The sequence below is a fragment of the Actinomycetota bacterium genome, assembly GCA_036280995.1.
Lineage (GTDB): Bacteria > Actinomycetota > CALGFH01 > CALGFH01 > CALGFH01 > CALGFH01.
In genome coordinates, this window is the sequence record DASUPQ010000667.1 from 1 (window position 1) to 3,010 (window position 3,010).

4 protein-coding genes and 1 pseudogene are annotated in these 3,010 nt (G+C 73.0%); 2 read left to right on the forward strand and 3 right to left on the reverse strand.

The features are described from left to right. The 3 genes and pseudogenes from VF468_22655 to VF468_22665 all read right to left on the reverse strand — a co-directional run. Positions 1 to 355, reverse strand: a 355-nt coding sequence (locus VF468_22655) for a Gfo/Idh/MocA family oxidoreductase (protein ID HEX5881090.1), incomplete at its 3' end; no start/stop codon positions are given. A 158-nt stretch (positions 356 to 513) separates the two neighbouring features. Then, positions 514 to 636: a hypothetical protein gene (locus VF468_22660; protein ID HEX5881091.1), complete on the reverse strand. Its 123-nt coding sequence runs from the start codon at positions 634 to 636 to the stop codon at positions 514 to 516. 217 nt (positions 637 to 853) lie between these two features. Then, positions 854 to 1,126 (reverse strand): annotated as a pseudogene (locus tag VF468_22665) (cation transporter). 329 nt (positions 1,127 to 1,455) lie between these two features. On the opposite strand from VF468_22665, the gene VF468_22670 reads away from it, so the two are divergent. Both VF468_22670 and VF468_22675 read left to right on the forward strand, forming a co-directional pair. Continuing rightward, a complete protein-coding gene (locus tag VF468_22670) occupies positions 1,456 to 1,950 on the forward strand; it encodes a DUF6328 family protein (GenBank protein ID HEX5881092.1) in 495 nt (164 codons plus the stop codon). Positions 1,951 to 1,971: 21 nt separating this feature from the next. Beyond that, positions 1,972 to 2,982 (forward strand): alpha/beta hydrolase family protein, encoded by a 1,011-nt coding sequence (locus tag VF468_22675; protein ID HEX5881093.1) that lies wholly within the window; start codon positions 1,972 to 1,974, stop codon positions 2,980 to 2,982. The last annotated feature ends 28 nt before the right edge of the window (positions 2,983 to 3,010 follow it).

Below are 3,010 nucleotides of genomic sequence, written 5' to 3' on the forward strand. Positions count from 1 at the left end.
AACGGGCCTCCGCCTCGCGCAGCAGGATGTCGGCCTCCCCCAGGTCGAAGACGAGCGGCTTCTCGACGAACAACGGGAAGCCGGCCCGGATGACCTTGAGCGTCGGCTCGAAGTGGCCCTCGTTGGCCAGGCAGATCGAGACCAGGTCGGGCTGTTCCCGCTCGAGCATCTCGTCGAGGTCGACGTACGGGTTGGCCCCGAACTCGTTGGCCCGGACCGCGGCGCGTTCGGACGTGCGGCCGACCACCGCGCACAGGTCGACGTCGGGCCGCTCGGCATACACCCGAGCGTGCTCGCGTCCCCACCACGGCCCGGTGCCCACGACCGCCACCCTGGTCTGCTGCTCGTCCGTCACGGTGCCTCCACGGATCAGCGGTTGCCGGGCCGGCGGTCACCGTCGCCGCCGACGGCTCCCATTCTCGTACCCTCAGACGGGTGAGCCGAGCGGTACGGCGACGCCTGGCGGGCCGAGGTTGGCGCCAGCCGGCCCCAGCTCCCGGTCGACGCCACGCCCTACCCAGGGAGCACCCGAACCACCCCGCCCGGCAGCTTGTCGCACCAGTGGGTGTAGCGGCGGTAGGCCGGTGGGATCACGCGGCTGCGGTCGGCGTAGGCGAGCAACGTGCTGTCCCACATGGGCAGCAGCCTGGGGGGTTGCGGGGGTGTCCTCGGGCGGGAGGGGCGACCCGGGCGCGTCGAACAGCTCGGAGCCGTCCGGGCCCTCCAGCTGCTCCACGTCGGCGGCCAGCGTGACCAGGGCGTCGCGAACCACCGGCCTTCTGAGCAGGGTGAACTGGGCGACGTCGTGGACCGAGGTCTTGGGCGTCGGCGATCACCCTGGCCGCGTCGGCCGCTCGATCCCGAGCACGATCGCGACCACGGCCAGCAGCACGCCGATGGCCAGGGTGCCGAGCGTGTCGGACAGCGGGTCGCTGGTGAGCGCGGCCAGCCCGACCCCCACGAAGGCCATGCTCGCCCAGCTCGGCGGCCGAGTCCTCCAGCAGCACCACGGCGAGCTCGGGTTGCTTGGTCCGGATGAACGACCGCCAGCTCTGGTCGCCCCGCAGAGGTCCGAGGACGCCCCGGTGACCAGGAAGCCGACGAACTTGGCGACGGCGATGCCCAGGTTGGCGAGGAGGGCGGCGACGGCCGCGGTGACGCCGGCACCCGAACCGGAGCCCGCCGCGGGTGCCGCCTTCCCTGCCCATCCGTCCTTCCTCCCTTTCCACGAACCAGACCAAGCCGGCGTTACCCGGGTTGGGAATCGGGGTACACACCTGCTGGCTATTCTTGGCAAGTTCCCTGGGAGCGTCGATGGGTTCGCAGTCCGAGCAGTCGGAGCAGCTCCGTCGCCCAGCCGGCCGACCGGGACCACTGAACACCACGGACGAGACAGCCCGATGCCCGCACTGCCAGGCGTCGGTGCAGAACGACCAGTCCGAGTGGAACCAGGTCATGCGCGACGAGACCGAGCTGCAGTCGGTCGACCGCCACTTCAACGAGCTGCTCCAGGAGCTCCGCGTCGCCCAGACGGGCGTCCAGATCCTGTTCGCGTTCCTCCTGGGGCTGGCCTTCACCCCCCGCTTCCCCGACCTCACCGGCGAGCAGCAGACCATCTACCTGGTCACCCTCGTCCTGTCGGCGATCTCGGCGGCGCTGCTGATCGGCCCGGTCGGCTACCACCGCACCGTCTTCCGCCAGCGGCTGCGGCCCCAGCTGGTCAAGACGGGCCACCGCTATGCGATCGCCGGTCTGGTCCTGCTGCTGCTCGCGCTGGTCGGGGCGGTGCAGCTGGCGGCCAGCTTCGTGCTCGGGGGGTGGGCGTCGATCCTGGCCGCCGCCCTGGCCGGCCTGTTCGCCACCTTGTGGTTCGTGATCCCCCTGTTCCACCGGCGCCGGCACCAGCGCCGGCCGGACGCCCAGGACGCCGACCTGCCCGCCACTGGTTGAGGCGTCCCGCACACTGATCGCATGAACGGGTTCGGCAACGCCGTGCGCCGCGGCCCCATGGTGGGGCTCGCGCTGGTCCTGCTCGTGGGCGTGGCGGCCTGCGGCGGGTCGCCGGCGCCGTCGCCGCCGGCGGAGCGGGCGCCACAGGTCATGGGCACCGAGACGGTCGGGCCGCGGGTGCGGGACCTGGTGGTCGACTCGCCCGCGCTCGGCCAGTACGTCCTGGTGCGGCTGCTGCTCCCCCGCCGCTTCGAGGCCGAGCCGGACCGGCGCTGGCCGGTGCTGTGGCTGCTGCACGGCTGCTGCGACAGCTACGAGAGCTGGACCCGCTCCACCGACCTCGAAGCCCTTCCCGGCCTGGACGAGGTGCTGGTGGTCATGCCCGACGGCGGGCAGATCGGCTTCTACTCCGACTGGCTCGACGGCAGCACCGGCGGGCCGGCCCGCTGGGAGACCTTCCACCTGACCGAGCTGCGCCGGCTCCTGGAGCGCGACTGGCGGGCCGGCCGGCGACGGGCCGTGGCCGGGCTCTCCATGGGCGGGCTCGGGGCGATGGCCTACGCGGCCCGCCATCCAGGGATGTTCCGGGCGGCGGCCTCCTACAGCGGGCTGCTGCACACCCGCTACGACGGCCCTCCGTCGCCGGGCGCCCCGATCGTCCAGAACCTGCTCGGCACCTTTGGCGAGGACCCGGGAGCCCTGTGGGGCGACCCGGCACGGAACGCCGGCGTCTGGGCCGCCCACAACCCCCACGACCTCGCGCCCCGGCTGCGTGGCGTCGACCTGTTCGTCTCGGCCGGCAACGGCCAGCCCGGGCCGCTCGACGGGCCGGCACCCGACGCGCAGGCCCAGCAGATCGAGGCCGACCTCTACCCGCAGAGCCTCGCGTTCGTGGAACGACTGGGCCAGCTCGGCATCCCCGTCCGGTTCGACGACTACGGCCCCGGCACCCACGACTGGCCCTACTGGGAGCGGGAGCTGCGCCGTTCGCTGCCCCTGCTGCTGGACGCCCTCCGCCGCCCGGCCGGCTAGGACCCGAACCGCCAGGTCACCGAACACG